General features: G+C 55.2%; 23 protein-coding genes and 2 pseudogenes. 10 read left to right on the top strand and 15 right to left on the bottom strand.

The features are described from left to right. Positions 1 to 5 precede the first annotated feature (5 nt). Positions 6 to 1,637 carry an MFS transporter gene (locus LY284_RS29125; protein ID WP_051079019.1) on the bottom strand — a complete coding sequence of 544 codons (1,632 nt, stop codon included), beginning with the start codon at positions 1,635 to 1,637 and terminating at the stop codon, positions 6 to 8. A 225-nt stretch (positions 1,638 to 1,862) separates the two neighbouring features. Here LY284_RS29125 and LY284_RS39110 point away from each other — a divergent pair, with 225 nt between their 5' ends. From LY284_RS39110 to LY284_RS29110, 3 genes are all read left to right on the top strand, one after another. After that, a complete protein-coding gene (locus LY284_RS39110; protein ID WP_008348765.1) occupies positions 1,863 to 2,636 on the top strand; it encodes an IclR family transcriptional regulator in 774 nt (257 codons plus the stop codon). A gap of 570 nt (positions 2,637 to 3,206) precedes the next feature. Beyond that, complete coding sequence (locus tag LY284_RS29115) at positions 3,207 to 4,463, top strand: MFS transporter (protein WP_008348767.1); 1,257 nt, start codon at positions 3,207 to 3,209, stop codon at positions 4,461 to 4,463. Positions 4,464 to 5,154: 691 nt separating this feature from the next. Further along, complete coding sequence (locus tag LY284_RS29110; RefSeq protein WP_008348768.1) at positions 5,155 to 6,234, top strand: porin; 1,080 nt, start codon at positions 5,155 to 5,157, stop codon at positions 6,232 to 6,234. A gap of 155 nt (positions 6,235 to 6,389) precedes the next feature. Here the strand turns inward: LY284_RS29110 and LY284_RS29105 are convergent, their stop codons facing one another. The 11 genes from LY284_RS29105 to LY284_RS29055 all read right to left on the bottom strand — a co-directional run bounded on the left by LY284_RS29105 (position 6,390) and on the right by LY284_RS29055 (position 18,018). Next, complete coding sequence (locus LY284_RS29105) at positions 6,390 to 6,599, bottom strand: dodecin (RefSeq protein ID WP_008348770.1); 210 nt, start codon at positions 6,597 to 6,599, stop codon at positions 6,390 to 6,392. 187 nt (positions 6,600 to 6,786) lie between these two features. Further along, complete coding sequence (locus tag LY284_RS29100; RefSeq protein ID WP_008348772.1) at positions 6,787 to 7,173, bottom strand: Rieske 2Fe-2S domain-containing protein; 387 nt, start codon at positions 7,171 to 7,173, stop codon at positions 6,787 to 6,789. A gap of 12 nt (positions 7,174 to 7,185) precedes the next feature. After that, positions 7,186 to 8,082 (bottom strand): intradiol ring-cleavage dioxygenase, encoded by an 897-nt coding sequence (locus LY284_RS29095; RefSeq protein WP_051078996.1) that lies wholly within the window; start codon positions 8,080 to 8,082, stop codon positions 7,186 to 7,188. A gap of 265 nt (positions 8,083 to 8,347) precedes the next feature. After that, positions 8,348 to 9,406, bottom strand: coding sequence for a maleylacetate reductase (locus tag LY284_RS29090; protein ID WP_008348776.1), 1,059 nt, complete (start codon positions 9,404 to 9,406; stop codon positions 8,348 to 8,350). Positions 9,407 to 9,428: 22 nt separating this feature from the next. Next, positions 9,429 to 10,892 carry an aldehyde dehydrogenase family protein gene (locus LY284_RS29085; protein ID WP_008348778.1) on the bottom strand — a complete coding sequence of 488 codons (1,464 nt, stop codon included), beginning with the start codon at positions 10,890 to 10,892 and terminating at the stop codon, positions 9,429 to 9,431. Between the two features lie 107 nt (positions 10,893 to 10,999). Continuing rightward, positions 11,000 to 11,995: a hypothetical protein gene (locus LY284_RS29080; protein ID WP_008348779.1), complete on the bottom strand. Its 996-nt coding sequence runs from the start codon at positions 11,993 to 11,995 to the stop codon at positions 11,000 to 11,002. Between the two features lie 34 nt (positions 11,996 to 12,029). Then, positions 12,030 to 12,521, bottom strand: a complete 492-nt coding sequence (locus LY284_RS29075) for a hypothetical protein (protein ID WP_008348781.1) — start codon at positions 12,519 to 12,521, stop codon at positions 12,030 to 12,032. 319 nt (positions 12,522 to 12,840) lie between these two features. Further along, positions 12,841 to 14,184, bottom strand: a complete 1,344-nt coding sequence (locus LY284_RS29070) for an NAD(P)/FAD-dependent oxidoreductase (RefSeq protein ID WP_233389617.1) — start codon at positions 14,182 to 14,184, stop codon at positions 12,841 to 12,843. A gap of 426 nt (positions 14,185 to 14,610) precedes the next feature. Beyond that, on the bottom strand, positions 14,611 to 15,237 hold the full coding sequence (wrbA, locus tag LY284_RS29065; RefSeq protein ID WP_008348785.1) for an NAD(P)H:quinone oxidoreductase: 627 nt from the start codon (positions 15,235 to 15,237) through the stop codon (positions 14,611 to 14,613). 460 nt (positions 15,238 to 15,697) lie between these two features. Then, positions 15,698 to 16,912: an FAD-dependent monooxygenase gene (locus LY284_RS29060; RefSeq protein ID WP_008348787.1), complete on the bottom strand. Its 1,215-nt coding sequence runs from the start codon at positions 16,910 to 16,912 to the stop codon at positions 15,698 to 15,700. A 629-nt stretch (positions 16,913 to 17,541) separates the two neighbouring features. Continuing rightward, on the bottom strand, positions 17,542 to 18,018 hold the full coding sequence (locus LY284_RS29055) for a heme-binding protein (RefSeq protein WP_008348789.1): 477 nt from the start codon (positions 18,016 to 18,018) through the stop codon (positions 17,542 to 17,544). 581 nt (positions 18,019 to 18,599) lie between these two features. On the opposite strand from LY284_RS29055, the gene LY284_RS29050 reads away from it, so the two are divergent. The 4 genes from LY284_RS29050 (at position 18,600) to LY284_RS29035 (ending at position 21,138) form a co-directional block, all read left to right on the top strand. Then, entirely contained in the window at positions 18,600 to 18,911 is a 312-nt protein-coding gene (locus LY284_RS29050) for a DUF2282 domain-containing protein (RefSeq protein WP_008348792.1), read from the top strand. 75 nt (positions 18,912 to 18,986) lie between these two features. After that, positions 18,987 to 19,850, top strand: a complete 864-nt coding sequence (locus tag LY284_RS29045) for a DUF692 domain-containing protein (RefSeq protein WP_008348794.1) — start codon at positions 18,987 to 18,989, stop codon at positions 19,848 to 19,850. Next, on the top strand, positions 19,847 to 20,635 hold the full coding sequence (locus LY284_RS29040) for a DNA-binding domain-containing protein (protein ID WP_008348796.1): 789 nt from the start codon (positions 19,847 to 19,849) through the stop codon (positions 20,633 to 20,635). The genes LY284_RS29045 and LY284_RS29040 overlap by 4 nt, the downstream gene beginning before the upstream one ends. Next, positions 20,632 to 21,138, top strand: a complete 507-nt coding sequence (locus LY284_RS29035) for a DoxX family protein (RefSeq protein ID WP_083909441.1) — start codon at positions 20,632 to 20,634, stop codon at positions 21,136 to 21,138. Before LY284_RS29040 ends, LY284_RS29035 begins: the two co-directional genes overlap by 4 nt. A gap of 269 nt (positions 21,139 to 21,407) precedes the next feature. On the opposite strand, the pseudogene LY284_RS29030 reads toward LY284_RS29035, so the two are convergent. Then, positions 21,408 to 21,953, bottom strand: a pseudogene (locus LY284_RS29030) (ABC transporter ATP-binding protein); the annotation flags it as partial. A gap of 272 nt (positions 21,954 to 22,225) precedes the next feature. On the opposite strand from LY284_RS29030, the gene LY284_RS38830 reads away from it, so the two are divergent. Next, positions 22,226 to 22,348 (top strand): hypothetical protein, encoded by a 123-nt coding sequence (locus LY284_RS38830; protein WP_255727874.1) that lies wholly within the window; start codon positions 22,226 to 22,228, stop codon positions 22,346 to 22,348. Between the two features lie 224 nt (positions 22,349 to 22,572). Here the strand turns inward: LY284_RS38830 and LY284_RS29025 are convergent, their stop codons facing one another. Then, positions 22,573 to 23,946 (bottom strand): phosphoribosyltransferase, encoded by a 1,374-nt coding sequence (locus LY284_RS29025; protein ID WP_008348801.1) that lies wholly within the window; start codon positions 23,944 to 23,946, stop codon positions 22,573 to 22,575. Between the two features lie 611 nt (positions 23,947 to 24,557). Continuing rightward, positions 24,558 to 24,748 (bottom strand): annotated as a pseudogene (locus tag LY284_RS29020) (tyrosine-type recombinase/integrase); the annotation flags it as partial. A gap of 49 nt (positions 24,749 to 24,797) precedes the next feature. On the opposite strand from LY284_RS29020, the gene LY284_RS29015 reads away from it, so the two are divergent. Next, complete coding sequence (locus LY284_RS29015) at positions 24,798 to 25,313, top strand: transposase (protein WP_080443120.1); 516 nt, start codon at positions 24,798 to 24,800, stop codon at positions 25,311 to 25,313. Beyond that, entirely contained in the window at positions 25,294 to 25,644 is a 351-nt protein-coding gene (tnpB, locus tag LY284_RS29010; RefSeq protein ID WP_012250655.1) for an IS66 family insertion sequence element accessory protein TnpB, read from the top strand. Before LY284_RS29015 ends, tnpB begins: the two co-directional genes overlap by 20 nt. The last annotated feature ends 23 nt before the right edge of the window (positions 25,645 to 25,667 follow it).

Here is a 25,667-nt window from a genome sequence, read left to right as displayed (position 1 = left end):
TGCGTTCACTTGGTGAGCCGAGGATCTGTACCCGGCGGATATGTACGTTGAGGCAGTAAGACAAGCACCAGTGCGAGCACAACTGCCATTGCCCCAAGGACGAGGTACACGTCGGCAACGCCCATGAGGAGGGCCTGACTTCTGATTTGCTCAGCCAGCGCACCGAGTCCTTCTCCGGACATCGGGCGACCAGGTTCAAGATGCAAGACATTAGGTCGACTCAAGATGTCCGAGCGGGCAAGCAGATGAACCCTGCGGCCAATCTGGTCGAGGAGCACGTTCGAATGAAAATGCTCCCGATGTGTAAGAAGCGATTCGACAAACGCTGCCCCAATCACGGTTGCCATCCCACGGGTCGTGTTGAACATCGCCGAGGCAAATGGCCCCTCTGGAGGCTGCACCGCGCCGGTGGCGCCCATGAGCACTGGCAGCACGGTCATCGGCTGCCCGAGCGCATGCATCGCCTGAAGCAGATAGAAGTTGTCGCGTACCCAATCATCGGTTAGGAATGAGCCGCCGATGCAAGCGGCCAGGAGCAACGCTAGGCCTGTAGCCAGCACAATGCGACTATCCAGCCATCTGATATTGCAAAGCATCGCTGCGAACGGGGACGCCACCAGCTGCGGAATCGCGATCGTCAAGGCGAGAGGCCCGATCTCAAGCGGACGATAACCGCGCACCTCGGCCAGATAAGTGGCCGGTAGCATCGATGCAGACAAGAAAATGATCAAGATGCCCGCAAGCGTGAGCAATCCATGAGCGAAATTGCGTCGACCAAGCATCTGTAGCTTGAACAAAGGCAGCGGATGGTTCCATTCGTTGATGAAGAAGAGAACCAGCGAGGCCGTACCGCAAATGAGTAACGTGCATATCAGAGGCGAAGCAAGCCAGTCGAGGCGCTCGCCTTGCTCAAGTGCAAGCACGAGCATCGCCACGCCACCACATCCGGTGAGCACGCCGCGCCAATCAAATTGACGGAATCGCTCGAGGCGAACAGGGTCCTGCTGCAGGCCCCACCCCATCAGCAAGGCAGCAAGCAGACACGGGGGAATCACCTGCCAGTACACAAACTGCCAACCGACCGTGTCGGTCCAAAGGGCAGCCAAGGGAGTTGCGAGATTTGGGCCGAAGGTCGCCGTCAGCGCGTAGGCGCTCATGCCGTAAAGCTTGATTTTCGGCGGCAAGAACCGAAGTGCCGCAGTCATCAGCAACGGAGGGAGTAGTCCACCGACCACCCCCTGCACCACTCTCAAAGCCAGCAATGTCCCGTAGTCGCTAACAAAAGGAAAGACGACGGCCAAGGCCGCAAAGGCGACCGACACCCCAACTGCAAAGCGCCTGAACGACAGCGTGACGGCAAACCAGGCCGAAATCATCATCCCCGCAACCTCGCCTGCCTCATAGACCGCAGCGATCCACGTCCCTTCGTCGTGACCCATCCCAATCTGGCCGCGCCAATCAACGGAGGCGATGTCGGTCACCCGATCATTCAGTCCTGAAGCCAGGGATGCGATAAGGATGCCAAGCAGTCCGACCATCAACCGGGCATTGAACACATGCGTCGGCGCAGCAGCGGGCTTCGGACTGCTCGCAGGCGCGGGGGCACTCACTGTCGTCGGTTCCGCTAGCGTACTCATCCACCCACCTAAGAGAAATTGGCACATCACCCGCATGGCAGACACCCAAACCACCATGCGATGCAGTAGACTGGATTCTACAACGCGATTCAATGTACTGCATTGCGGGTTTTGGAATACATGTCGCACGGTGCGATAAAATTCCACATCGTGGTAAGAAACAACATTGGGTGCCTTCTAAGCGAGATGCGCCGGGAGGGTCCTTAATTTATCAATGGGGAAACCGTGAGCGACGCAACGGGCGAGGACAAGACGGGCGGTATTCAGGTGATTGCCCGAACCGCAAAGATTCTCAATGCTCTTAGCGAGAGGCCCGGCGGCATGAGCCTCGCCGAGATTGCCAAGGAGGTAGAGTTGCCTCGATCGACGGTCCAGCGGATTGTCGCGGCTCTTGGCCAAGAAAACCTTGTGCGTGCAGATCGAAGTGACGGAGTACGTCTCGGACCAGCGCTACTTCGGCTGGTCGGTCGCGTTCATACGGACGTCATCTCGATCGTGCGGCCGCATTTGGAACAGCTATCGGCGGAGATAAACGAGACAACCGTTTTGGCGCGCATGAGTGGGCGCGATATGGCCTTCATTCATATTGTGGTCGCCGAACACGTTCTGCGCGTGATGCCTCGCGTAGGTGGCGATCTTCCGCTCCACAGCACAAGCGGCGGCCGAGCCTTGTTGGCTCTGCATACTGACCTCGATGTAAAAGCTCTGCTCGGCGACGACTACAAGCAAGTCACCCAAAGCACGGTCCATTCCGCGAGCGGACTTCTGCGCGCATTGGCTCGGATCCGCGCTCAGGGCTACGCCTGGGAGTCGAATGAGTCCATCGAAGGTGTGTCCTCGGTGGCAATTGCGATCGACACGGTCCTTGGACCTTATGCTATCTGCATAGTCGCGCCAACAGCGCGCGCCGTCGAGCAGCGAGAACTTTACGCAGACCGGGCACTTCGCTTAAAGGAAATCCTACAGGCGGAGATTGGACGCAGTTCGATCGGCGCCTGAGCAAGCATCTTCGAACGTTATTGTTGGCGTACAGCGAACAGAGTACCTGGAAGTCAATCAGTGTCTCTGGCAGTGTTGTTTGCCTTTCCTAAGTAAATCCCCCAAGCGAAGCGTCTGAAATCGCTGTCGCGAGCGTATTCGAAGAAAAGTCTACGAAATCGCCTTCCGCGCAAACTGTCCTACGCACTCAGACGACATCACGTAGCGAGCGGATCAATGAGCGAATGTGTTCATCGCACCGACGCTGTACGCACCACCACTTGCTAACCACATTTTGCTCGAAGTGCAGTCGTGCCCCTCTATACCTCTCCGTTTCGTCGGTTCTTCCAACCGTTGTTGCTTCGTTCTGCTCCTGCGACATAACACGAACGATTGACAGCGCCGACGAAAGATCATGTCCCACGGGAGGTCTCCCTCACACAATCGAATGTTCGCGAGCCTGATCGTTTGGTTTTTGCGAATGACCCGTTCGCGCAATCTGATTATTTCCGATAAGCGCTTCCCACTATTCTAGGCTCGTTAGCAAAGGACTAATGCAATTTACGCAACGATGTAGATTTGGGAGGAGACATGCAAGGAAAAGAGTGGGACACATCCTATGAATGGAAAGCAGTGACACTGCTGGCGCTTGGATTTGGCCTCGTCGGTCTCGATCGGTGGCTCATTGCACCATTGTTCCCCTCAATTATGAAGGATTTGGGGCTGACCGCTCAGGATGTCGGGAACTGTATTGGCATCCTCGGCTTGTCTTGGGGTGTGTTCGCAATCATCATGGGTGGCTTATCCGACAAGATCGGCCGACGCAAAGTACTGATCCCTTCGATCATCGCCTTTTCGCTGTTGTCCGGGTTCTCGGGCGTCTCCGGTGGACTGGCTTCGTTGCTTGCAATTCGCGCGCTGATGGGCGTTGCAGAGGGATCGTTCTGCCCAACAAGCTTCGCGGCGACGGCTGACGCGTCGCATGCAAAGCGACGCGGATTCAATCTGGGCTTGCAACAGAGTGGCTTTGCCCTCTTTGGACTTGCACTCGCACCTATCATTGCCACGCAACTTCTAGGCGTAATGTCGTGGCGATGGGTCTTTGCGCTTGTTGCCCTTCCGGGACTCATTCTTGGCTTATTAATGTATGTCGTCATCCGTGAGCCGAAAACGCAGCAGGTGACTGAAAGCGAGTTTCCGACTCGCGCTGGAAGCTGGAAAGATGTCATCAAAAGCCGCAACGTCATGCTCGCGATGATCGCACTTTTCTGTGCGATGACTGCTGTCTTCGTGCTTGGAGCAATGTTGCCGCTCTATCTAACGCAATACCTGATGTTGGACATGCGGAGCATGGGCTTCGTCGCGTCTGCGATTGGTTTTGGCGGCTTCTTTGGTCAATTCGGTCTTCCGGGAATTTCGGACATCATCGGTCGTCGCACGGCAGGTATCATAGGGTTCGTCGCCACGGCGTTCATGCTTTTCTTCTTCCGAGGAATCGGCGCGCAGCCTGTGCTCCTCTTCGCTGTTCTCTTCGTGATTTCTTTCTTCACTCTGGGTCTCGTCGCATTGCTGTCTGGCCCGATTGCTACGGAAGCGGCACCTGCCGGAATGGTTTCGACGTCAATCGGCCTGGTTGTAGGTGCCGGTGAAATTTTTGGTGGGGGCGTCGCGCCAGCGTTAGCCGGATTTGTAGCGACTCATTTCGGAATTCACAACATCGTTTGGCTTCCGATTTACGGAGTCCTGCTCGGCTTCCTGGTCTGCCTTTTCCTAGTTGAGACGGCACCCAAACGCGCCCGTCAAATCAAGCAAACATTTCCTGCTGTTGAGCTTCCCCAACAAGAGTGAGCAATCAGATGCGTCGACGAATTAAGTCAACTTTTAGCTTAGTTCGTCGCCCGTCTAGACTCGGCTTAGGGCAGTCGAAATTGAACTAGATGCCCTATGTTCGGCGTTGGTGGGCAACAAACGAATACAAAACTTCCGGTGCCGAATGATTTTGAATGGAGACAAGATCATGTTCAGCTTAAAACGAAAGTATCGAATTACGCCCAAATATCGGTCGCGTCATTCGTCAAATTTTCGAACGCACCGCGAGAACCATCGTCAGCGAAACTAAAAGTCGCGTCTACGTTCCCTATGTCAATCTAGACCATGAACCAATCCCGCTCTCTGCAGGGGTAGTTCGTCAGGGTCAGAGGGATATTTGGCGACCTACTCGTATAACCGCGCGCTCTTGTCTTGAATCTCAGCCATCTGGCGCGTAGGCGAATCGCATACCCGAAAAGCCGTCAAGCCGTACCGAGTTGTTGTCCTGATGCCTTTCGTGAGGCTTAGGAGGATTAATTACGCCCATTGATACCAGTATCCATCGACGGTCGTCATCTTTGACTCACACCAGCGCGCCAGCAACGCACTGGATTTTCTAGAAACGCTGCTTTCCAAAGTTGAGCACTGGCATTGCTCGGTTGAATGCACGGGAGCATGTCATATTGCTTGAGGCGGATATGCACAATAAGTTTTATTGGAGACTTTCTAAATGACGTTCAAACCTAAACTCCGCCTCCTTGTCGCACTTTTACTTGGCTCAGGTATTGCAACGATTGCCAAGGCACAAAGCTCAGTCACGCTCTACGGTGTCGTCGATGGTGGCGTTATGTACGTCAGCAAAACGCTCAATGAAAAGACAGGGCAGAATGGTGGAAAACAGTTTTCTTTCACAAACGGGAATCTGCAGCCGTCCACGTTCGGTTTATTGGGAACTGAAGACTTGGGTGGAGGCCTTCACGCAATCTTCAACTTGGAAAGCGGTATCGATATCTCGAATGGCGGCTTCGCAGACTCCACCGGAAACCTATTCGGACGTCAGGCTTGGGTTGGCTTGGAAGGCGGCTTCGGACGGGTACAGGTCGGCGTTCAATATTCCCCGTTCGTGCTGTCACTGATTGCTTCCGATCCGCGCAACATTTCCTTCTTCGGCAGTGAAGTTCCGATTTACGTCGGACAGCTTTTCGCTACCGGCGCCTACAATCCCAACGCAATCGGTTATACAAGCCCTTCGTTCTTTGGTTTGCAGGGGCGAGCGATGCTGGCTCTGGGCGGCACGGCGGGAAACTTTCAAGCTGGTAGACAGTACGCAGGAAGCCTTACTTATGCCAATAGTGGCGTTTTGCTCACCGCCTCGTACTATGACGGAAACGCAGGAGGCTCAGCCGCAACGACTCCCATCCCGAGCACGGTTCCGTTCATTGGACGTACCATCGGCGCTGGTTACGACTGGGGAAGTTGGGGCGTCAGAGCAGTGTTCGTCAACTATAAGCTGCAGGGCTCGTTTGACAATCGGGTCTTCGGTGCCGGCTTCAACTACAACATCACCCCTTCCCTGAACGTTAATGCTGGTGGTTGGTTTATCCGAGACGGGAATGATTCCAACAACCGGTCGATTATGGCCGCCGCCGGCGTCGTCTACTCGTTGTCTAAAGCGACCGCACTGTACGGGCAGTACGGGTTTGTCAATAACAAGGGCGCAGAACATATTGGGCTGTCGACCAACGGCGCGCTGTACGCACCTGCAGGTAGCACTAACGGCGTAACCCTGGGCATCCGCCATATGTTCTAAATTCTCCGGTTGCGTCAGTCAATCAAACTGTCTTACCGCAAGAAAATCGCCACCGGAACATCAGCAGGACGCTGTGGTTCGGTGGCGCTGAGAACTCTTAGAGGCAGGACACCACAACGTGTGGCGGAGAACCATACACTCAGTTTCGTTAGCAATCAGTCGTCGATACGCAAGCCGGCCTTGATGGTCACTTGCCAGTGCAGAATCTTTCCATCCTCTACATGACCTCGCGTTTCCACAACTTCGAACCAGTGGATGTTATGGAGGGTCTTTGCCGCCTTCGCCAACGCGATACGGACAGCCTCATCGCTCGACTGCGGCGACGAACCGGTGAGTTCAACCTGCTTGTAGACATGCTCCGACATGGGCTTCTCCCTAATAGGATGGACATGATGAGGTCGCCTTAGCGACAGGACTGCATCAAGCGATGCACTCCAACATTAAGCAGCAAGACACGAGCCATGGCGAGTATTTTCTCCAATTAACCGCAAGCCACGCCTCCGAAGCAGCCGGGCGTCGACTATCTAGCTCAACGCTCGATGCGAGATAGTCTCAACGTTTGAGCGGATTCATGGTGCTAGCGCGACGAGGCATCTCGCCATAGATCTTTCGATCCTCGATGACGATTTGAACTGGCCGGAGAGTCGCCCCTTTACAAGGTCCATCGACGCACAATCCGTCTTCGAACCGAAACATGGCGCTGTGATGTGCGCACATGATGACTTCGCTGTCGTAGGTCCAGAAAGTATTTGGCTCGTAGTTCAAAGGAACCGAGAAATGTGGACATAGGTTCTGATATGCCCAGACTTCATCGCCGCGGCGAATGATGACGACGTCTGTCGTTGCGGGATCAGTCGCCTTGATTTCAATGGCACCGTTGTCCGGTACGTCGTCAAGAGCACAAAGAAGCACTTGTTGTTCGCCGCTAATAGAGCTCATCTCTTCGTCTCTTTAAGCGTTTGCTCGACTGAGCACGAAATCCCGCTTGACGTCGAAAAAGGGACTCGGCAAATCCCATTTCTTCGCCTCTTCCCGGTTAACATTCCGTACGTAATCGACCACCAACGACGATTTCACGCCGAAGACTGCATCCGAACGGACATACGGGTCGTCTGCGCTGTACAGCGCAGTAGTCAGAGTCTCGTATCCAGGTGCTTGAATAAGAAAATGCACGTGTCCCGGTCGCATCGGATGACGACCTACTGCCAACAGCATTTGCCCAACTGGCCCGTCGGTCGGAATTGGGTAAGCCGTAGGCTTGATTGCGCGAAACGCGAACTCGCCTTCCGGCCCGGACCGGAAGCGGCCGCGGAGGTTACTCTCCGGTTGGTCCGGGTCCTGCCCTTCGTACATTCCGTTGTTAGCGGTTTCCCACACTTCGATGAGAGCGTCGGCGACCGGCTCACCGCCGTCGTCCACCACACGACCATGAAACAGCGTCGGCTCGCCTTCGGTACGCGCGATGTTCGCACCATATTCTTCGTCGAATGCGCCCTCTCGATAGAACGGCCCCAAGAGACTGCTTTCGGTTGTCGCTGAATCCGCAACGCCGTCCCGTTGATTGATTTCATCGAGCATGATGGACAAGCCGAGCGTGTCTGACAGCAGAATGAATTCCTGCCGAATGCCGTCGCACTTCTTCCCAGTTGCGGTCAGGAATTCAATACCTTTGCGCCATTCTTCGCCTGTCAACTGCACCTCTTGGGCAAAAGCATGCAGATGTCGAATGAGAGCTGTCATCAACTGCCGCACGCGGGCATCGGTACAACTTGACAGTGTCGCCAGCACAGTGTCGGTAATGGGGTGCACTGCTTGCCCGGCCATAGGGCGCTCAGTTGTCGTATTCATGATGTCCTCACGCGATCGACGCGTTTGTGTATTTGTGAATCGTTTCCGTCCTGCTTTAGACGCATGCCAACCGATGAGAACTAAACGTCCTTCGATGACACGATCGTCTAACCCTACCCAACATGTTGTTACTTTCAACCGGCACCTCGGAAAGCGGCGCCGATTGATGATTTACTCACTGAGCGCGACGAACCCTACCGCCTCAATGCATCCGATGCTGGCACAACAATCCCGCCTACCCGCCTTGCTCATGCGTTTGCCGCGACTACCTCGGTGCCCGCCCTTCGTAAGCGTCAACAAGCAGCGCACGCAGCGGCTCACGCTCAATCGCACGAGGATTCCAATAAGGCTTGTCCAGTGCGATGTTCAATGCGATATCTATATCGGACTCTTTCATCCCGATGTCTTTCAATGCAGTGGGCGCTCCGTTTTTGCGCGCCAGTTCGAAAACAGCCTGCGGACCATCTTCGGCATGAAGCGCGCGAGCAATCCGCGACATCGCCTCCGGGGCGGCCTCGCGGTTGTATGCCAATGCGTGAGGCAGCACGATCGTATGGGTCTCAGCGTGAGGCAAGTTAAAGCTGCCTCCTAGCGTATGACATAGCTTGTGATGCAATGACATGCCAACACTACCCAAGACCGCACCACACAACCACGCGCCGTACAAGCAAGCACCACGTGCGTCAAGATCGTTCGGCTGATCCACCACCCCTGGCAGACCCTCTCCCAACGCACGAATTCCCTCTTCAGCAATGAGGTTCATGATGGGATTCGCGTCTTGCGAGTACAGGCCTTCCGCTGCGTGCGCGATTGCGTTGATGCCGCTTGTGACTGAAAGACCTTTGGGCAGCGATACCGTTAGCGCCGGGTCATAAATCACTGTCTTCGGCAAAACACGAGCATCGCGCCCCGTCTTCTTGATTCCGTTTTCCGTCAGTCCGTAGATGGGGGTCATCTCCGAACCGGCGTACGTGGTCGGGATCGCAATGATAGGGAGCGCCGTCTCAAGGGCAATCGCTTTACCAAGGCCTGTTGTCGATCCTCCACCGATGGCAATGGCACAATCTGCCTTGACGCTCGCCGCGAATTCGCGCGCCTTGCGCGCAGTCTCGATGGGAACATGCATGACGGCTTCGGCAAACACTCCGGCGGCTCCCTTGCCGAGTCGTTCGGCAAGCTGCTCTGCTTGTGCACGCTGCTCCGGCGTCGAAAGCACAATCGCTCGCCTCGCGCCAAGCAGATCAATCTCACGGCTAAGGTGGTCCAGACTGCCAACACCGAACACCACGCGTGAGCTTAGGCTTTGATATACGAAAGGTTCCATAGAACTAGCGCTCCGTGATCTATCAGCGGGGGAAGTACGGGGGGATCTTTGCGTCGACGTTCACCCAAACCGACTTCGCCTGGGTGTATTCGCGCATTACTTCGAAACCCATCTCCCGGCCGTATCCGCTCGCACCCACTCCGCCAAAAGGCGAACCAGGGCTGACTCGCTTGTAGCAGTTGATCCACACCATGCCGCTTCGGATTTCACGTGCCATTTGATGGGCTCGTTGAAGATCTCGCGTCCACAGTCCTGCCCCAAGTCCATATTCCGTACCGTTCGCAATAGCAAGCGCTTCTTCATCGGTGCGGAAGGTCGTCACGGTCATGAACGGCCCGAACACCTCTTCTTGCGAGACGCGATCGGTCGGTTTGGCGTGGACGATCGTCGGTTCGACGTAGCAGCCTTTCGCGAATCCCTCACCATCGGGTGCCTTGCCTCCAGTCAACACGTCACCGCCCTGTTCGCGAGCGATGTCAACATAGGACAACACGCGGTCGCGATGTTGGAGAGACGTAAGAGGACCCATTTCGGTCTTGGGATCGAGCGGATTGCCCAGCTTGATGGAGCGGGTGAGCGCCACGAACTTCTCGAGCACCTCGTCAGCCACCGACTCGTGGACAATCATTCGGGACGCAGCAATGCACGCCTGACCTTGGTTATGGAAGATACCAAAGGCCGAACCTTGGACGACAGCAGCGATGTTCGCATCAGCGAACACGATATTCGCGCCCTTCCCTCCAAGTTCGAGCTGCACTTTTTTCAGATTGCCGCTCGAGGCTTGGACCACTTTACGACCCACAGCCGTCGAACCTGTAAATGCGACCTTGCTAATTTCCGGATGCTCTGCGATGTACTGGCCAGCAATATGACCGAGCCCCGGCAAAATATTGACCACGCCCTTCGGGAAGCCGACCTCTGCCATTAGTTCAGCAATTGCCAAGCTTGAAAGCGGCGTGAGCTCTGCTGGCTTCATGACCACGCAGTTGCCTGCGGCGAGTGCCGGTGCCATCTTCCAGCTTGTGAACATCAACGGGAAATTCCAAGGCACGACTTGACCGACGATGCCAACCGGTTCACGTGTCAAGTAGTTCAGAAAACCCGTGTCAACCGGGATGACTGACCCTTCGAACTTATCAGCCATACCGCCAAAATAGCGGAAAGTTGCGGCAGTACGTGGGACGTCAAGAAAGCGCGTGTCACGAATCGGATGACCAGTATCGATCGACTCGAGTTGCGCGAGACGGTCCGCATTTGCCTCGATTGCGTCGGCGAGTTTAAGCAGCAAGCGGCCGCGATCCGCCGCCGCCATATTCTTCCATGCGGGGTAAGCGGCTTTTGCCGCAGTTACGGCACGGTCGATGTCGGCGTGATTCGCCATCGCGATATCCGCGATTACCGTGTTGTCGTGCGGATTCAACGTTGCAAGCGTTTCGCCTGAGAGCGACGGAACGAAATTGCCGTCAATGAAGAGTTGGGTTTGCATGACAGTCCTACTTGTTATATTGCCGAGACGCAATTGCCCCGCGGCGCCACAAACTTGTGGCGCCGTTGGTTAAAGACTGGGGCAGCGGAGGAAGTAGAACCGGATCCTTAGAACTGGATCGGATTGGCAGGCAGTTCACCGCTTTCGTAACGCTTCGGCAGGTCAGGCGTTGCGTTTTCCCAAACCAGCAACATCGAGCGCTTTTGGGAGAAGCCCTTGTGGCGGATATCTGCCGGCATTGCAGCGACGTCACCCGGATTCATCGTAATGCGCGCACGCGGCTCGCCCGTATCCTTGTCGGCGATGTCCCAGATGATTTGGTCGGAGAGTTGCAGGAACCATTCAACACGGTCATTGCCATGGAAGACCGGGAGCACGAACTCTTCGGTGGTCGGGCAGAACAGGCTCTGCTGGCAAACAGACGTCACCGACGGATTCCACGTAACGTCCGAGCGCGACAGATACTTGAAGAGGCTGAATGCGTGGAGCGACTTCTCGTAACCCGGCTCAGCGTAAATCTCCGGCTCCGACTGCGACACGTCGGCGAAGTGACGATTTACCGGCAGGTCTTCGCGCAGCGGCGAATCGCCTTCGAGGCCAGGCATGCGCTTGGTCGCAATCCGGAAGCGCTCGATTGCTTCGAAGTTGTCGCCATGCTTGCTACCGTAAGCCGAGCCGGTTTCGCCAGGTGCTGCGAACGGATCGAAGCCTTCATTGACCCAATCAGCCAGAATCGCCTTGAACGTCGCCATGATCAGCGGCGTTTCGAATTGCTCGGTGTAGTCGATGCCGGCCGCCTTGAAGCTGGCGTTGTACGAGCCAGCGTACAAATCGACCTTACCATAGTGGTTGCGGGTACCAATCACCGGGTCGAAGTTGACCCAACCGTAAAAGAAGCCCCAAGCGACGTCGCGCATCATCGCACGAAGGAACTCATCAACGTAAATCTGGTGCGTCCGAATTTGTCCATTCGACGGCCACTTGATAGTGGCAAAGTACGAATCACGGCTGAATTCAAACTCGCCGAGTTTGAAAGCGCGATAGCCAGTGACTTCATGCGGTTCGCTCGCAACGACATCTACTTGAATGCTTTTCTGTACCATTATGAACTCCGTAATGTGCTAGTGAGTGGTGAGCTTAGCGATCGCAGATATCGGCCCAGCGTTCCACCGAATTCTCGCCAAGGATGGTTTGCAGGAGAAGTACGCCCATCTTGACGGCAGTGAATCGATAGGCCGCGCCAGCGGGAAGCAACACTTGATGGCCGCGTTGCAGGTGAACACGCCCCATCGGCTTTCCCTTCGGCTCACCATCAAGACGTACGGTTCCCTCTTTAGCACTGTCGACAAGCGGGCCATCCGTCGGATCGATGAACTGAACGTCGACCTCGCCGTCCATGACCACAGCGAACTCATCATGCGCTGCGCTGAACCACGGCGACGTACCTTCCGCACGAAGCGTTTCGATGACGTACTTCAGGTTCTTCGCGACTACCACCTTCTCATAAGGCAGTGCGCCAGCGGCCACGGCAAACACGTTCGACTTCGCGTAGTGCTCTGCCTTGCCTGTGATGATTTCGATCGAGCCTTTCGAGTAACCGTTCAGACTTCCGAACACCGTTTCTTGCATGATGTGCCTCCAGTTAAGTTATGAGATGCGTAAATACAGGGTAAGTCGTGAAGGCCGCCATATCAATGTTCAAGCTGTTCTGGAATCGCGAACCGAATGTCCGTAAAAAACCTCCAGTCCTGCTCCCTACTTACACCTGCTGCCCGCCTAAGGGCATCGAGATTGCCTTGCAGCGCTGCGCTCGCCGCTGACGGACGCGATTTCTAAGCGTTGCCCACACGAGTATGGCAATCACCAGTTCTGGCCTGACATCGACAGCACTCTGAGTTGCCTGCGAGTGGACTGAATACGAAAGGGCATTCGTTCCGAAGGCAAACGCTCACTTCAGGACGACTTGCGTATTCAAAGACTCTGCTCTGAATGTTTTCCGAAAATTCGGTTTAAGACGACGAAGCGACGTCATTACTCTGACTGACATCGATTCAACGAACTTACGAATATTCGATCCGACTTCCGGCGCGCACAGCCGCGACGGTCGTGGCACGCCGTTGAGCTTGTCAAAGTTAAGGAGCATCTCCCGCATGACAGCTCGATCTGCAATGGCGGATTGCAGCATCGCTGTGTCCTGCGCCCGCTTAGCGGGGTCACTTTCCTTCATCCAGTTGAAATTCGCTGTCGCCGTGGGCGATGTGAAGTCTAAGAAGACTCTTCTGCGTTCTGCCGCGTACTTGTCCAGTACTCTCTTCGATGCCGACTCTTTGATGACTGCGATTAGAGCAGTTGCCAAGTGTTCCGCATCGAGCACTCCGCCAGAAAGCCCGAGCCCTCCAATCGGATTCGTGATGTGCGCTGCATCACCCGCTAAGAGCACGCGACCGCGACGGAACTCAGACGCGCAACGTTGATGTACCCGGTATGGATTAATGTGGTCAACGCGATATTGGTCGGGATTCGGCGCACCCGGCAAGATCTTCCTAAATCGCTCGGGCATGCGGCGGCGCACTTCGTCCATCGAGATATCTGGATCCTCACCGTAGCAGACTCTCCACAATCCGCTCTGATCAAGCTGCACCACTACGGCCCAATCCACAGGATCATGCACAAAATTCGCACGAGAATACCCATGGAAAGAGAAATCGTAGAAGATGTTCGTTGCCACCAGCCTTTCATCCCAGGTGGTGCCATCAAAAGTTAACCCCAGCTGCTCACGCACCGTGCTGCGCGCACCATCGGTTGCCGCGACCCACCGTGTTCGAATGCGGGATAGCCCGCCAGGCATGCGGGTTTCAATCGTCACATAGGCAGTATCTTGCTTGATGCTTTCGACGCGATGATTCCAACGGATATCAACGTTAGGTAGCGCCTGAAGGTGTTGGACAATCACGTTGGAGACGTGATTCTGTCCCAACAAGAGCATATACGGGTGCTCCGTATCCTCGTCGAGCACACCCCAATCCAAAGTGGAAAACAACGTACCGTCGCCGTGGCGATAGTTAATCTCCTGGGACCAAACAGCACGTTTTCGCACATCGTCTAGCAGCCCAAAGCGCTCTAAAGCGGCGACGGTGGGCGGCATGTAGGCTACTGCTCGCGGAGACGGCGAGACGCTAGGCTCCGATTCCAACACCACCACTTTTACCCCGGCACGGCCAAGTTTCAGGGCGGTGAGCAAGCCGACGGGACCTCCGCCAACTACGACCACGCCTTCTAGCGTCTCCATCATGTGTCTCCTTTCAACTCGCGTTTCTCAAGGAAAATAGCCTCTGAATGGGCTATGTCGCGCGTGTTCAAACCAAATAACCTACAGTGTCTCCTTCTGCAAAGTGCCGAGCGTTTGAGCGCGACACGGCTATCGATCCATGCGTCTAGATGCCGGATGTCAAACCGCGAAAGCGGCTTTAGCAGATCGATATAGGTACTCATGCGATTAATGAACGGCTTGACGCTACCGTCCTTCACTGCCCATGTGCCCTATTATTGTTTTGCGTTAGGAGGACAACTGCAGCATGCTTACCGCGGCGAGGCCGTTTTACTCATTCCGCCTACCTTTGGTGATTCGTGCAAGAGTGCATTCGGGCATATCGACGGCCTATGCGCGAAGCACCCTTTTTCGGCCGGCACGCAAATCATTGGCTACCGGCCAGCCTACTTACTTGGACTGCGCGACCAGCTTCTTGGTGATCGTGGCAACATGCTGACCTTGGAAGCGAGCGATTGCCAGTTCGTTTTCGCTCGGTTGACGCGAACCATCTGCACCCGCAAGCGTCGACGCACCGTAGGGCGTGCCACCGGAAATCTCGCTCATGTTGACCAGTCGCTGCTCCGAATACGGCACACCAACGATGACCATACCGTGGTGAAGCAAGGTCGTATGGAAGCTGCTGATGGTCGTTTCTTGACCACCGTGTTGCGAAGCGGTGCTCGTGAAGACGCTACCGACCTTGCCAATCAGGCCACCGTTCATCCACAGACCACCCGTTTGGTCCAGGAAGTTGCGCATTTGAGCGCACATGTTGCCGAATCGCGTCGGCGTACCGAAGATGATGCCGTCGGCTTCCGCGAGAATCTCCGGCGTAGCAACCTGAACACTTTCGAATGCAGCGCGATAGCCCTTCATTCCGCTCTTAACCAGGACTTCTTCGGGCACGAGTTCCGGAACCTGGAGCAACTTCACTTCAACGTCTTCAACTTCTCTGACGCCTGCCGCGATAGCTTCGGCCATCTTGTAGATGTGGCCGTAGCCGCTGTAAAACACAATCTGAATCTTAGTTGCCATATCGTTTCTCCGGGTTGGTTCTCTTAAGAGACAAAACTCAAGTTCAGACGAACTTCATGTGTAGCGGCGACTGACTTTGTACGCTGTGGTGACTAAACACGCGTTTGACGGTTGCGCGAAAGACAAATGCAGGTAGACCCCTTCCTGTTCGCATAATCGCGAAACCTGAAAATCATAGAGGAAATGCATTCCTGGTTCGTTCCGGTTTCGCAAACGAGTCGATCGCCAAACACGAACAGCATTACGCACGACGCAACACCCAGCATGACAGTAGTGGCCTATCAACCTAATATGAGTCGACACAATCTTTAAGCGACTCAATCGCGCTGGTCGCTACCTCAACCACACTGTCTAAGTCAGAAGAGGCCAATTTTCTCGCCCCTTCGTAGCGCGAGGTGCGTCGGACCGAAAGTCGCACGGAACGGCAGACCTTCATGCCGTCCCAAATTGCGGTCAAAATTTACGCTGCAAGCTTAAGAGGCGGGGCCGGGCGGCTGCTGCCGTTGAGCTTCTCGAAGCTCAGAAGAACCTCGCGCATCACAGCGCGGTCCGTGCCTGCGTGTGTAAGCAGTTCGGTATCACGGGCGCGTTGCGCAGGGTCGCTTTCCTTCATCCAGTTGAAGTTCTGCGTTGCCGTCGGCGACGTGAACTCAAGGAAGACCTTTCGACGATCAACCGAGTAGTCGTCGAGCACCTTGACCGGTGCGGAGTCGTTGACGACCGAGATCAGCGCACGAGCCAGATGTTCTGCATCAAGCACACCACCGGACAGACCCAGGCCACCCATCGGATTTGTTGCGTGCGCGGCGTCACCCGCGAGAATCACACGGCCTCGGCGAAACTCGGCAGCACAGCGCTGATGTACGCGGTACGGATTCAGGTGGTCGACGCGATAACGGTCAGGTGTCGGGGCTCCCGGCAAGAGACGTTTGAAACGCTCGGGCATACGACGACGCACTTCCTCCATCGAGATCGACGGATCTTCGCCGTAACAGACGCGCCACAAGCCGCTTTGGTCAAGCTGCACCACCACTGCCCAGTCAAGCGGGTCATGCACGAAATTGGCACGCGAATAGCCATGGACGGTGAAGTCATAGAAGACATTCGTTGCGACGAGTCGCTCTGCCCAAGTGATACCGTCAAAGCTCAGGCCAATCTTCTCGCGCACCGTGCTGCGTGCCCCATCGGTCGCCGCCACCCAGCGAGCGCGCAGTCGCGAAATGCCACCCGGACAACGCGTTTCAATCGTCACGTAGTTGGCGTCTTGATCGATACTCTCAACGCGGTGATTCCAGCGAATATCTACGTTGGGCAACGTTTGAAGGTGCTGCTTAATGACGTTGGATACATGGTTCTGGCCCAGCAGCAACATGTACGGGAACTCGGTGTCCTCAGCAACAGCACTCCATTCCAGCGTACTGAAAAGCGTGCCGTCGCCGTGACGATAGTTGATGCTCGGGCAATACACTGCACGCTTGCGAATATCCTCAAGCACGCCAAACCGCTGCATCGCAGCGATGGTTGGGGGCATATACGCGACAGCGCGGGGCGACGGCGAAACGCAAGCCTCCGATTCGAGCACAATGACCTTGACGCCAGCGCGACCCAGTTTGAGCGCGGTGAGCAGGCCAACGGGACCTCCACCAACAACGACCACTCCTTCAAGCGTTTCCATTTTTCAGTCTCCTGTCACAACGCGTTTTCAAAAAACCGGCCTTCGCTCAGACTTCACTGTGGGGCCGAATAATGGAAGTAAGCGTAACCAACTGAATTTCCGAAGGCAATGCAATGAGGTTTGCATATCACGAACAGTTCGATCGGCGATTTATGCCCTCGAATACGCCGACGCGGCGGTTTACCCTTGTTGACATCACGGCCGGGCCTGTTTTTTTTCAAAAAAGACGAGTGCTACGCGTTTCCTATCGATAGACGAGACCGACGGGTAGTCACGTTCCTAAATGTCTTGGCAACTGGACATCTAGAACCGCAGCGCGAGCGCTAACAACTCATCACCTGCCCACTGCCAAAGTCGTGGCACTGATTGCCTGTATTGCCACGACAGACCACGACAGACCACGACAAGAACTTGCTGAAAGCACTCCGATGCGTCGCTTCCTGCGGGGTATGCCGCTCCGGAGCATGCACCATCTTTCGCTGTTAGACGCTGGCTTCGCTACTCGACTGCCAATGAACAGCGAAGCGGACAAAAAAAAACGCTGACCGGGGAGTCAGCGTTAAAGGTCGCCAATGCTAGCTGACGAACCTGAGAGTAGATTCTTTGCGTACTCCGATAGACCCCAGCTACTAAACTTGCGCCCCACCTTTGCTGTCAAACCGCACTTGGACATCGAGCTGTTGAGTACCGGAGACGATATTTGAGAGAACCTCTGCGGATAGATCCGCAATTTTTTGATCATCCGACGCAGAAAGGTCGCTGCTTACCCCTATGCCGCCGATGATGGCCCCGCCGCTGTCCCGCACAGGCGCGCCGCCCGGGATAGAACTTAACAAGAAATCGTAGTAACCAAGGTTTCGAGCGTCATTACGCTTCCAGGCTTCTATACGGTCTAACGTACTGCTCCCCAGTTGAACCGCGGTGAAAGCCTTTCTCTGCGCCGAATCGATCGTGCTGATTTTTGCTTCACGATCTCGTGCGAAACCGATTAGAAACCCTCGACGATCACAAACCGCGACGCTCACCGCCAACTTAAATCGACTTGAGGCTGTCTTTAAGGAGTCTTGAATCATCCAAGAGACAACCTCGAGGTCTAATGCGCTCATGCGTACCCTTCTTTCCCGATTTCGTCCACGAGTATTCTGCTGTAATGTTGACGCCTAATGGCTCAAATCTCTAGAGGAATCCGAGGTCCGCTTTAAGAGTATCCTCGGTCCTCTTTAAACAATCGAAATAACCCTAGCGAATGTGCTCAAGAAGCAAAGGACAGCGCCGATCCTCGCGCATGCACGCTCTTGCGTCAAATGTGACAGTTCAAAAAAGCGAAAAATTCCGCAGACATCCCGCGCACACAGGCGCAGCGCTGTACTACGTGACCGTACGACATTCCATTTGTAATCGCTCAATGGATGTAATCCCGTCGATCTTCCCAAACCGTCAGGACTCTACACGCTCGACACGCAATTTTACGAGCTAGCACGGTGAAGGAGTTGCATATCGAAGTTGAGCCTGATGCAGCACATAACAACCCGTCAGCGATCATACGCTGGGCGCAGCCGCGGATTTAGGACCGCGAGACAGCTTGACCAAAATATTTTCGATGAGGTGTAACCGTGCCACCGTCCAGTGCGAATTAACTAGCGTACCTCCAACAGGTACCGTCTAGATAACCCACTGGAGAATCCCAATGTCTTCGAAGACTTCTGTCACGACCGCTCTCTTGGCAGGCGCCGTTGCGAGCCTAATGGCATCGGTCGCTCATGCTGCGCCTCTGACAAAGGCGGAGGTAAGCGCTGCCACTGCTGCTCACAAAGAGAAATGCTATGGCGTGGCCCTCAAGGGAATGAACGACTGCGCCGCGGGCCCGGGAACTACGTGCCAAGGAACTTCAACGGTTGATTTCCAAGGCAATTCGTGGAAGTTCGTGCAGGGTGGTACGTGCGCGAGTATCCAAACCCCAAGCGGCGGTCACGGCTCGCTTTCCCCCGTGAAGTCCTAACCTAAAACGTCAGCAGGAGAGGATGATGCCTCCGCGCCGTTGTGGCGCGTGCGGAGGCTTTCATCGAAATCGGCCATGCTTACTTTGTCTTCAATGTCTGGCGTCAGCTTTAAGCACGAGCACTTCGCTGCGATCACGGAAAGTCGACCGCATAGACTTTTCTTTGAAGTCCATGCCGAGAATTACATGGGTGCAGGTGGTCCGAGCCATCAGATGCTGTCAAGCATTCGACGAGACCATCCGATCTCGATTCATGGCGTGTGCATGTCCATTGGCGGCGCAGAGCCTCTTTGCGCGAGTCATCTCGAAAGACTTGCGGGAGTGGTCGAACGGTACGAACCCGCACTTGTTTCCGAACATCTCGCTTGGTCTACGCATGCGGGCACCTACTTTAACGACCTTCTGCCGTTACCGTATTCGGTAGCCACATTAAACACCGTGTGCGACCACGTTGACCACGTTCAACAGGTGTTGAAGCGTCAAATCCTCCTTGAGAATCCGTCAACCTACCTGTGCTTCGCTTCATCCACGATGAGTGAGACTGACTTTCTTCGAGCAGTCGCGCAACGCACCGGATGCGGCATGCTACTTGATATCAACAACGCTTTCGTATCCGCGGTCAATCAAGGGTATTCAGCAACTGAATATCTCTCTGAGTTCCCGATTGACTATGTCGGAGAGATTCACTTGGCGGGACATGCTGAGCAACGTGACCACGAGAATACCCTTCGTCTCATTGATAGCCACGATCGCAAGGTTTCCGATCCTGTTTGGGATCTCTACGCAAAGACGCTCTTGCGAATCGGAGCCGTACCAACACTCATTGAATGGGATAGCCACTTGCCAGATTGGCCGGTTCTTGTTAAAGAGGCACGGCGCGCCCGAAGCGTCATGGCCCAGACCCCACAGGCCCGCACTGAGGGAGTTGCGTTCTCGTGAATTTCGAACCGCAATCCGCACAGCCGTACGCTCAGCAATTTGCTCGCGGACTCATTAATCCTGCGTTTGAAACGCCTGAGGGGCTCGTCGTACCGTTCGGCAATGACGTAGATATGCGATATAACATCTATCGCAATAATGTCGCGGTTAGTTTAATTGAGGCGCTTGCTGCCGTATTCCCTGCTGTGCAGCGAATTACTGGAAATGAGTTCTTCCGTGCAATGGCACGCTTCCACCTCCGCGCAACGCCGCCCAAGTCTCCATTGCTGTTCGAATATGGACAAGATTTTCCGGACTTCATCGAATCTTACGAATATGCTCGCTTCATGCCGTGGCTTGCTGATGTTGCGCGGATCGAACGAGCATGGCTCGACGCGTACCACGCGGAAGACCTCCCTGTACTCGAGACGCACGCGTTCGCTAGCGTCGAAGCGGCAGCGTTGACGTCCCTTCGCTTCATCCGACATCCAGCATCACATATTGTCCGCTCCTCTTTTTCCGCGGTTTCAATCTTCGCGATGAACCGCAGCGATGAACCCATAACGCACCTAGACGCAAGCGAGCCTGAAGACGCGCTCATTACTCGTCCAGACTTCGATGTCACCGTAACGCGACTGCCGCCTGGGGGGGCGACGTTCATATCGCAGCTTTTCAATGGTGAGTCGCTTGGCGACTCTGTTGCCGCCGCACTTAACGACTCACCCGCCTTCGACCTTCCTGCGAATCTCAACGGCGTCATTTCGGCAGGCGCTTTCACCGCGATGCGAATTGGAGATCACACATGACACACGAACACTCAGCCAATGGCTCCCTGCCAACAACTCCGCTTGTGAGAATTTATGGCAGAGCGACCCACGCGGTGGCCTCGCTCGCACAGCCGTGGTTGGTTCAATTCATACTGCGAGTCGCGTTAGCAGTCCCGTTCTGGAAATCGGGAATGCTTAAATGGCATGGCTTCTTGCAATTAAACGACACTGCAATAGATCTCTTCACCGATGAATTCAAGATTCATTTGCCTGGAGGTCCTTATCCGTTTCCCGTACCAGCCCTCTTCGCGTTTCTCTCTGCATGCGGTGAAGTCGGATTTCCTGTTTTGCTGGTTTTGGGGGTTGGCACTCGCTTCGCTGCTCTTGGCATTCTCTTGATGACGTGCATAATTGAGCTGACAGTGCCGGAAGGTTGGCCAATCCACATCACATGGGCTGCAATGGCACTCGGAATCGTCGCATGGGGTCCGGGCTTGCTTTCAATCGACTATGCCATAGGCGACCGGAAACCCAGGTCATGAGCACGGTGACACATTGCAAGGAATAAATCCTACGGTGGCGCATCAATGCTCACGACATCGCGCCACATGCACTTTTCGCGTCAACAGTGGCTCAGAGCCGCGATCCACAGGTATGCTGGTCGGCACGAATCGTACGAAGACGCACGAGCAATCTGCGGGCAACTTGGTCACCCATCCTTAATCGGCGGTACGGGTCCTTCAGCAGGTCGGCAGACGCGACCTCGCAAACGTTGCATCCGCACATTGCGCTGCGCGCCCGAAGCGACTCTCTATTCGTCCAGATACGCCGCTCTCACCTTCGGATCATCCAGCATGGTCTTCGCGTCGCCGGTCATGGTGACCGTGCCCGAATCCATCACATAACCGCGATTGGCCGCCTGCAACGCCAGACGCGCGTTCTGCTCCACCAGCAGCACCGTCAGCCCTTCCTTCGAAATCTCCCGCACCACCTCGAAGATCTTCTCGACCATGATCGGCGAGAGACCCATCGACGGTTCGTTGAGCAGCAGCAGCTTCGGACGCGACAACAGCGCGCGCGCCATCGCCAGCATCTGCTGCTTACCGCCCGACAACGTGCCCGCGTACTGCGAGGCCCGCTCCTTCAGACGCGGGAAGAAGCCGAACATGCGCTCCGTGTTCTTCTGGATGCCGTCGGTATCGTTGCGCAGATACGCGCCTGTCTGCATGTTTTCGAGCATCGACATGCGCGCGAAGATGCCGCGGCCTTCCGGCACCATCGCGAGACCGCGCTTAAGCAGTTCATGCGTCGGCACGCCCTTGATCGACTGGCCCATGTAGTCGATATCGCCGCCATTTCGATAAATTAAGCGAAATCCGACACGAGCTGCGCAACTTTACGGCACATGGTGCTTTTGGCAAGCGGGGTGAAGCGTATCGATTTTACTCAGGCGCTGGAGCAGTGCCTGTATTTTCACCTCACAAGGCAGGAAGCTAAAAATACCGATTAGGGGCGGGAATTGCATTCCGGTAAGAGGACGCCCTCATCCTCATCGATTTGTTCATTGATCATGTTTGGTCTGATGGGCGCGAACCTGCGCGAGCGTATCTACACGATACCGAATTGCCGGTGATCCTGACCTATGCAGCCGATGGGACCTACGCGGCAGCGATGACATCAACCGAGGACATGAATGCCTTCGGAGAGCATGAACAATCGGCTTGGGATCATGCTGCTGACGTGGATTTTTAGCATCTGATCGTGTCGCCATAAGCGACATTTGTATCTACAGAAATTGAGACAATCGTCGAACTTTCCACGTTTGGAAGGGCTCGCAAGCGGCTTTACTACCTGCCTGCGAGCGGAAACGTCTAGTTGTCGCTCGCGTGCAATGCACTCGAAGCATGCGACTACCTTTTCACCGGTGCGACCTTTCGCGGAGGCCTTAGTTGTAAGGTCGGCAATGCTTCTCGATCCTAGGTCACTCCAAGCACCATATCCACATTCTTTTTCAGGTCGTTAACAAAATCGTCATACTTCGTGACGTCAAGGAATTCGGAAATAATCTGGAAAATTCGCTCTGCGTTTGCTCCGATTGGCCCACGCTTTAGTAGAGCCATTTCGACTTGGTGTAGCCAGCGGGAATCGTCGACGAAGCCGGTTTGTTCGGGCAGACCCGGAAATCGGTCGCGATTTTCATAAATTTTGCTGATATTCAGCATCCCGACAAACGTCGGCTTCAAATACATCACCTGGACGCCCTCAAGCGCTGCTAGTCGAGCCGAGGCTCGTCGTGAAGGATCATCATCATCAAGAACGAATATTGCCTCCTTTTTGCTCGCGCGTAGAAGCGCTAGCAGTCGGTCTGATTGATACAGTCCGCCCAACGCTACGGACCGAACATCCTTGACCTCAAGCTTGCTCGCTAAACCTCGATCTTGACGCATGAAATCGATAAACAATTCATCGACCTTCCCCTCTACGAACAACGTAATCTCGACTTCGTCTCGTCCAATGTTACCTCCCGCAGCGGGCCGCTCATTATCATCCTTACCCCGCTCCGCTTCAGCACTTTTTAGTATCTTTGCCGATCCAGGTATGCGCGTTGACCGAGGGAACAGGGGAAGCCAACCCCTGCCCCGATGCCAGATAATCGGTAGCGTGGTATTTGGAGTATTATGATCAAATACCAGTAGGCCGCCTACACCGCCGAAACCAAGTTCCGATGTCGATATGCTGCGACAGTACCGTCGAATTCGTTCTAGCATAGCTTCACGCTCCGACATTGGAAGCCCCGCATAGATTGCGGCATCCATATTGGTGACTGTATCTCTAGAACTATATTCCAACGCTGTCACGACAGATGCTCCCGAGTCCTCCGTGACATGCTGGATGCCGTCTTCGTATCCCGCCACTGTCAGCACAAATATCTGGCGCGGTTTCACCAACGAATGCACCTCCTCCGCCACCTTTTTTACCTCTTTGCCAATGGTTTTTCCGGTTCCAATGACGTCATCGACTAGTACGATGTTGTCAATATTCGAAAGATCTAGTTTGTCCTCGTCGTCACCAAAATAAAAGTCATCTTCGGGGATGTCAGCCGTAACCCTATAGTGGTATGAAATCAGCGCTCCGCTTTTCGCTGCATTTCCAATTCCAGCGTAGAGTGTATTATTTCCTTTGACAGCTACCCCCTTCTCCGAAATTCGCCTCTGTAGCTTTGCGTGAGCCACTTCTAAGGCGGATCTAATCTGCGGAGAGCCGAGCACATCCAAATTCTCTATGATTCTGACAGCTAACGGGTAATCGGCAACGTCAAACTGTAGGACCCACTTAATGGCGTGATCCATGGCGACCTCGACTGGCCAACTTTGAATGGCAGCTTGAATGCGATCGGTGTATATCTGAATAGACGACGGAAGCACGTTTCTCAATTTTTCCCCGGACTTTGTTGACTGTGCAAGGGGCAAAGATTACCACTTCCGCAGCGATGTCTGCGATCAAAGCCCTTGTTGCCGAACCTACTTGATGGACTGCAAGCAGGGTTTCACTTCGAGCGATGAAAACGTTTCGTCTTTTGAAAATCCGATGGCCGTTCCGGATGCAAAGCGGACACCCAAGTGTCCGACCGGCGAAACAGATGAACGGCCGTTTCTTTTTAGGGTTGTAGGACGCCTGCCCTGATCCATCGGCACGTCAACTCTCCCAAACCCCAGCGGGCAGGGCGTCCTACAAGCCCCAAGGGAGGAAACCGCGGAGTGCCCCGAACTGGTCTGAACCTTTCACCGCTATGGCGATTCGTTCAGTCTCATTGACGGCACGGCGGATATAAACGCGGGCAAATCAGAGCTTCGGCAACCGCGATCGCATCAGCGACGCTGCTGCGCGTTGCTATATGCCGGGCCGACTAGCACCGGACTGCCTGCCGGGAGTCGTAGGCGCAAGCGTCCCCTATGAGCTCCCTTTCAACGCGCAGCGTCATACGCTCGCTATCGATGTCACCGACCTTCAGGGCTGTTACCTCGCCGGCGCGTAATCCCGTTCCGTAGGCGAGCGCCAGCGCCGTTGATGCTTCAGGTTGGTTGCCGCCGCGATCAGCCGCCCAACTTCTTCGCGGCTGAGTATTACCGGCAAGGTACGCGGTAGATAAATCGTAAGCGGTCCGTTGTCGGCGTCCTTCCCGCGCGATGAGTGATAGGCGATGCTGGTGTCCACTTCAACTTTCAAGTGGACACTACCCATGGCAGAGGACAGGAATCTGAAGGAGCGGCTGGTAAGGGGCTTTGAGCGTGATGGCAAGCGCCGTTGCTTTGACGAACAGGCCAAGCGTGAGCTGGTGCTGGCCTGTCTGCGACCAGGGGTGTCCGTCGCCGGGATGGCGCTGGAATACGGCCTGAACGCCAACCTGTTGCGTAAATGGATTCGTCAGTATCAAAGCGATGCTACCAGTGAGGGGGCGCCGAACGGCGTGGCCAAGGCAATGCCGACGTTCATCCCGGTTGTTCAGCCGGGACATGCCGATGTTACGGCATGCGAGGCTCATGCGGCACCGGTTGCGCTCGCACGGCAGGCGCAACGCGTCACGCTGCCGTCGCAACTGATTGCCGAACTGCCTAACGGTGTCAAGCTCATCCTTGAATGTGCCGGCGACGATTCAAGCCTGGTGATGACGATGATCGAGACGCTGGGAAGGTGCCATGTTCCGGTTCGACGCTGATCTGAAGGTTTACGTTCACCGCGATGCCGTCGATTTCCGCAAGGGCATTACGGGCCTTTCGACGATCGTGGAGCAGGCACTGGGACTCGATCCGTTCGCACGGGCGGTCTACGTGTTCCGCAACCGGCGTGCCGATCGCCTGAAGCTTCTGCTATGGGAGCGTAACGGGTTCTGGTTGATGCTGCGCCGCCTGGAGGCTGACCGCTTTGCCTGGCCGCGCAGCGAACCAGTACTGGAACTGAGCGTCGAGCAACTGCATTGGCTGCTGGAGGGCATTGATCTGACAGCGATGCGCAAGCACCCGGCGCGATACTATGCACGCGTGAGCTGAGGAGGATGTATCGCTGTCGCGCG

It is taken from the genome of Caballeronia sp. PC1, assembly GCF_021353155.1.
Lineage (GTDB): Bacteria > Pseudomonadota > Gammaproteobacteria > Burkholderiales > Burkholderiaceae > Caballeronia > Caballeronia cordobensis.
This window is presented reverse-complemented; position numbering and strand designations above follow the sequence as displayed.